We start from the raw sequence: 6,135 nt of genomic DNA on the forward strand, positions 1-6,135 counted from the left end.
GCCGGCAGCGGTGGCCTGTCGCCCCGGCCACAGATGTGGAGCCAGCATGGCGACCGAGACCGGCCGATCCGTCAGCGTGCGGGCCTGGTCCGCCTCGGTCGGCGTATGCACCACGACCCCCGACACCCGCCGTAACAGGGCGCGGGCCAGCGCCTCGTCCCCGGTACGCCGCTCATGCGGCAGCACGTTGTGGCACAGCGCGAGAACGACCGGCCCGCTCCCCGGCCGGAGAGCGGCAAGGATGCCCAGGTAGGCCGGTACCTGTATCGGGGTGACCAGCACAAAGATCACAACATCGACCTCATGGCGCAGCCGCCGCCCCAGCCGTACCCACGAGTCCGGGCGTCGCCACGACAGTGGATAGCTCGTGGCCGCGAAAGGCTCTGTCTCAGGGTGGCTCACCCGCTGGTGGCCTGGGTAGAGCCGGACCGGGTACTGCCGCGACCATGACTCGATCCGCACCCGGTGGCCGCGCATGGCAAGCCGGCGTGCCAGCTCCGTCGTGTGCTGGGCCACACCTCCCTTATAAGGGTGGGCCGGACCGACGATCACGATCCGCGCTGGAGCGCTCCCGGGCACCGCCGGCCCGGTCAGCGGCACCCCCAATAGCTCAGGTGGCTCAGGTGGCGGAATGGTGATCGGCATCCCGGCGGGGGCGTCCTCAGTTGTCACTGCGCGAACGGACTATCAGGTCGCCGATCAACGCCAGGACGACGATCTGGAAACCGACCAGGATCGCCAGCAGCGTGGAGGTGGTGACCCGCAGGTCGTAGCGAACGAGGTCAACGACGAGCTTCACGAAACCCAGCCCCATGATCCATAAGGCGATCGGCATCAGCACCCTGATCGGGTCGAAGTACATGACCATCCGCAGCACCTGCAGGATGTACCGGCGCGCGTCCCGGAACGGGTGGAACTTGCTCGTGCCCGACCGCTTCGCGTAACCGATCGGTATGTAGTCGACGGGGTGCTGATTCGCCAGGAAAGCCATCGTGATCGTCGTGACACAGGAGAATCCGGGCGGCAGCAGCCGCAGGTACGGAAGGGACACATCCCGCCGGAACGCCCGCAGACCCGAGTTCAGATCGGGAATCTTCATCCCGGTCAGACGCTGCGCGAGCATCCGGATGAACCACTTGGCCGGCACCCGTGCCCATTTGTGCGTCCCCTGCTCGGTGGTGCGCGCGCCCACGACCTGGTCGACCTCGGGGTTGGCGACAAGGTGGTGGACGAACTCCGGAATCCGCTCGTTCGGATAGGTCATGTCCGCATCGGTCCAGACCACGATCGTCCCCCGGGCATCCTGCGTGCCGATGCGGCGTGCGGTACCCGATCCACCGTTGCGGCGAAACGAAATCAGCCGCATCCGCGGGAAGCGGCACATCGCACTACGTAATAGGACGACGGAGTCATCGGTCGACTTGTCGTCGATGACCAGCACTTCATAGCTGTAGTCGCTCGCATCCATGGCGGCGGTGATCCGCTCCAGCTCATGGAGAATATGATCTTGTTCGTTGTAACACGGAAGAACGATGGTCACGTATGGCGCGGCAGCCGCCTCCGCCACCGGTCCGCCGCTGGATCGCTGCCGGTTCACGGTATGTGTATCCGCGGCCACGGTGCTCCGCTCCGGAGTACTCGCGGCCGCGGCACCCGTAATCGGGACACCCGTAGCCGGGACACCCTGCGTTGACACGTGCGGACCGACAGCCGCGCAAACAACGACAGGTGCATGGAGAACACTGACACTCACGTCGACGCCGCTCCTGAAATTCAGCCGGAAACCATGCGTTCACCGGTATCACCGGTATCACCGGACCGCTCACGGATCGTCGGGCTGAATACCCCTCGCCTCCCTTGTATGCGCTTGGCGCCCAGGGTTGCACGGCCTGCCTGAACACCGGCGAAGGAGGCCTCTTCAGTGTCGCCGCGGCACCCTGATCACACCGTCGTCAGCCGGCCGGCACCCCCTTGAGGCCACCGGGCGCATGAAAGACGCCACGGTCGCGCCTCCTTCGTCCTACTAGCGTCCTACTAGGCTTACCGACCATGAGTGGGCTCAGTGATCGTCTCGGCAGTCATCTCAGGACACTTGACCGGCAGTTCGTCAACGACTTTCGCGAATACGCCCGAAACGTCAGGGCACTGCGCGCCGGGCGGGAGACGTCCGCGCGCTCCTTCACGGCGGGGCTGCGCTACCCAGTCGCGCATGGGCAGCCGATCTGGACCGGATCGCCGACCGTCATCGAGGGGCACGAACGTATCGAGTTCGCCGAGGGGGCGGCCCTTCGGATCGGCCTCGGGCCGTTCGGGATCTCGACCCGGCGGGACGTGTCCGTGCTGCGGATCCATCCCGAGGGACGGCTGCGCTGCGAGGGCGTCGTGTCGGTGCAGCGCGGGGCGCGCATCGTGGTGGATTCCGGCCTGTTGCAGCTCGGCCACAACACCAATATCAACGGCTTCGCGAAGATCCTGGTTCGGGAACGGGTGAGTATCGGCGCCGGCTGCAATATCTCCTGGAACACCCAGATCCTCGACAACGATTTCCACCCCATGACCGTGGACGGGGTGGAGCAGCCGATGAGCGCCCCGGTGATCCTGGAGGACCGCGCCTGGATCGGCACCGGGGCGATCATCCTGAAGGGCGTGACGATCGGCGAGGGCGCGGTCGTCGCCGCGGGCGCCGTGGTGGCCCGTGACGTCCCACCGAAGACGATCGTCGCGGGCTCGCCAGCCAAGGCCGTCGGCCCGGTCGATTCCTGGCGGTAGTCCGCCGCGGGCCGCCAGCCGAATCATGAGAGAGAACGACACATCCCCAGGCTATCACCGAAAGTATCTTTTCCGATACTTAGAGTTGTTAGACTGTCTGGCGTCGATCAGATGAGAACGAATCGGGGCCCGTATGAGCGTCATGGGTGTGCGGGAGGCCGCGAACAGCCGGAAGGCCCCAGCCTCGTGTCCGCTCTGATCCAGGCCCGGCCCGGGGCCTCGGCAACCACAACGGATGAATCAGCCGGTGGTGACGCTGGTATCGAACGCTTCGGACCGCTGCCGGCACTGCGCCGGACCCCAGGCCACATCTGGCTGGTCACCAGCCTTTTCGGCCTGCTGCTCGCATCCTGGTCCGTGCTGGTGCCGCAGTACCACGCACCGGACGAACCGAACCAGGTCGACGCGGTCATGCGACTCGTCCAGGGCGATGGCTGGCCGCGGCCGGGCAACGCCTTCGTGACGGCCGACGGAGTCGGCGCCATAGCGGCGTCACCATTCGGTAGCCACGCATACCCTTACCAGCTGACAGTCGATCCGATCCCCGCGCGGGACGCGGTACCGCGTCACCTGCGGCCCGCCTGGGACAAGCTTGCCACCGCCGGGCAGCCGCCGGGTTCCATCCAGCAGATCGTCCAGCATCCGCCCCTGTACTACTGGGTGAACGCGGCGATCCTCACCACGCTCCCCAGCGGCGGAGACACCCTGCGCTGGGATGTGACGATCGGCCTGCTACGAATGATCAGCGTGTTGATGCTGACGCCACTTCCACTGATCATCCACGCGACCGCCCGCCGCCTGCGCCTGCCCCCGGCCGCCGCGACGGTCGCGGCGCTGACGCCCTTCGCCGTGCCGCAGCTGCTCCACATCGGTTCCAGCGTCAACAACGACAATCTGCTGATCCTGTTGGGCGCGCTGGTCACGGCGGCGGTCGCCCACATACTGGGCGGAGACACCTCGGCGCGGACCGCGACGTGGACCGGGCTCCTCACCGGCCTGGCGCTGCTCACGAAATCCTTCGCGGTGGTGCTGGTTGTCATGGTCGGCGCCGCGTACGTGGCTGTCCGGCTACGTGGCACCCGCCTGCCCTGGCGGTCCATCGCGCTCTGCGGCACGATGATCATTGCTGCCGGTGGCTGGTGGTGGCTGGTCAATATGATCAGATGGGGTACGTTCCAGCCGAGCGTGCCGGGCTTCCCACCCGGGCAGTACGTCGGATCGGACTGGACCGTCTACTGGAGCTGGATGTCAACGGGCCTGCTGGGCCGCTGGTGGGGCTCGATCGGATGGTACGAGGTCGAGCTGCCGTTGCCGCTGGTACTCGCCGCCTCGGGTGTCGTGATCGGGCTTGCCGCCTGCGCCGTGATCCGCGCTTCTGGCTGGACGAACCGGAGCAGCCTGCTGTTCATGCTGTGGCCGACCTTTGCCCTGCTGGTCGTCGTCGGAGCCGGGGCCGCCGTTCATGTGGCACGCACCGGACACATCACGGGGATCTCCGGCCGGTACCTGTTCATGGGCATCAGCGGAGTAGCCGTGCTGGTCGGCGCCGGAAGCGCCGCCCTCGGGCCCCGCTCTGCCCGCTGGATGCCGCTCGCGCTCCTGACCGCCGCCGCCGGCATGCAGACAGAGTCGATCAAAGCGGTCGTCGACTACTTCTGGCGGCCGCGCGCGGGCGGTGCCATTGACGCCTGGCAGGCGATGGCCGCCTGGTCACCGTGGCCGGCGGTAGCGGTGGCGGTCTGCTTCGCGATGACCGCCGTCCTCACGGTCGTGACCGCGGCGGCGCTGGCACGCGCCTGCCGTGAACGGACGGGCAGCCTCGCCCCCGTGGCAGCACCGGCCGGGCCAGGACTGCCGCCGGCCGGACCGGACACGCTCTCCACCGCCGGGATCGAGCTGATCGATACCCGCCGGCTCAACGCGTCCGTTCGGCAGTGCCAGGGCCCTGAGCTGCCACCGGTCGTGTCGTTGTCAGGAAATGTCACGATGCTCGGGCGGTCAGGTAGCCGGTGGCCCCTGCCAGCGCGCGGTGCCCGCCCCGCCAACGACCGCCCCGCCAGCCCGGCGGCAGCAAGCCAGAATGACGACCTGAAACAGGCCGAAGGTGGTGCGGGCCCACCCAAAAGGTAAACACGTGCGCGTACGCTGCGGAGAGAGGCAGTGTCCGAGGCCAGGGCATAGCAAGATTATTACCAGGAGGGCCCGGGTGTCCCTGTCATCCTCGCCACCCCGCGGGTCCGCGGACCTGTCCACGCCGCTTACTCCCGCCGACCCGCCCAGCCTGGGTCGCTACGTGTTGCTGGGCCGCCTCGGCGAAGGTGGTATGGGCACGGTCTACCTGGGGCGCGGACCGGATGACCGGCTGGTCGCGGTCAAGGTGATCCGAGCGGAATTCGCCCGTATCCCCGAGTTCCGGGCGCGGTTCCGCCGGGAGGCCGCCCTCGCCCAATGGGTCGCCCGGTTCTGCACGGCCGAGGTTCTCGACATGGTGGACCCCAGCGACGCCGCGCCCTACCTGGTCACCGAGTACATCGACGGTCCCACCCTGACGCAGGCCGTGGCCGCTGGCGGTCCGTTGCAGTCGGCCGATCTCGAACGGGTCGCGGTCAGTGTCGCCGCCGCCCTCACCGCCATCCACGCGGCCGGCCTGATCCACCGGGATCTGAAACCGTCCAACGTCCTGCTCTCACCGCTGGGGCCACGGGTCATCGACTTCGGGATCGCCCGCGCCGTGGAGGCGGAAACAGTCATCAGCAAGGAACTGCGCGTCGTCGGCACGCCGGCCTTCATGGCCCCGGAACAGGCCAGCGGGGGGCCGGTCACCGCGGCCGCCGATATCTTCTCCTGGGGCGGGCTCGTCGCCTTCGCGGGAACCGGGTCGTACCCTTTCGGGGCAGGCTCGACGGACGCCCAGCTCTATCGGGTCGTCCACCATGAGCCGAACCTGGACGGCCTGCCCGACATGCTGCGCGACGTTGTCAAAGCGGCGATGCACAAGGCTCCCGACGCGCGACCGAACGCCCAGGAGCTGCTGATTCGCCTGGTCAACCTGGGTACGGTCGCCAAGTCCGACCCGCAGATCACCCAGTTCGTACGGAACGCGCCAGCATCCCCAGCACCGCTCCAGACAACGCTGCCGGACGACAGCGCGGCCAAGGAACCACCGGCACCGGTACCGGCCAAACCACCGACACCAGCACCCGTACCAGCCAAACCACCAGCGACGGTCAAGGCAACCGTGCCGGCACCAGCCGTACCAGCACCACCGGCACCAGCCAAACCACCCGCACCACCGGCACCAGCCAAACCACCCGCACCACCGGCACCAGCCAAACCACCCGTACCACCAGCACCCGCACCACCAGC

Annotated in this window: 5 protein-coding genes; 3 read left to right on the forward strand and 2 right to left on the reverse strand. The window is 67.8% G+C overall.

Annotated features, from left to right (window positions below; genetic code table 11):
- Positions 1-672: glycosyltransferase family 4 protein (locus MJ785_RS11360; protein ID WP_239380723.1), on the reverse strand; the 672-nt coding region annotated here is incomplete at its 3' end.
- Positions 662-1,597: a glycosyltransferase family 2 protein gene (locus MJ785_RS11365; protein WP_239345933.1), complete on the reverse strand. Its 936-nt coding sequence runs from the start codon at positions 1,595-1,597 to the stop codon at positions 662-664. The genes MJ785_RS11360 and MJ785_RS11365, both read right to left, overlap by 11 nt.
- A gap of 452 nt (positions 1,598-2,049) precedes the next feature.
- Between MJ785_RS11365 and MJ785_RS11370 the strand changes: the two genes are divergently transcribed.
- From MJ785_RS11370 to MJ785_RS11380, 3 genes are all read left to right on the forward strand, one after another.
- On the forward strand, positions 2,050-2,769 hold the full coding sequence (locus MJ785_RS11370) for a DapH/DapD/GlmU-related protein (protein WP_239311052.1): 720 nt from the start codon (positions 2,050-2,052) through the stop codon (positions 2,767-2,769).
- Positions 2,770-2,955: 186 nt separating this feature from the next.
- Entirely contained in the window at positions 2,956-4,899 is a 1,944-nt protein-coding gene (locus tag MJ785_RS11375; RefSeq protein ID WP_239380725.1) for a DUF2142 domain-containing protein, read from the forward strand.
- Positions 4,900-4,975: 76 nt separating this feature from the next.
- Positions 4,976-6,135 (forward strand): serine/threonine-protein kinase (locus tag MJ785_RS11380; protein WP_370652923.1); only part of this gene is annotated, 1,160 nt, incomplete at its 3' end.

It is taken from the genome of Protofrankia sp. CiT1 (assembly GCF_917627335.1).
GTDB lineage: Bacteria > Actinomycetota > Actinomycetes > Frankiales > Frankiaceae > Protofrankia.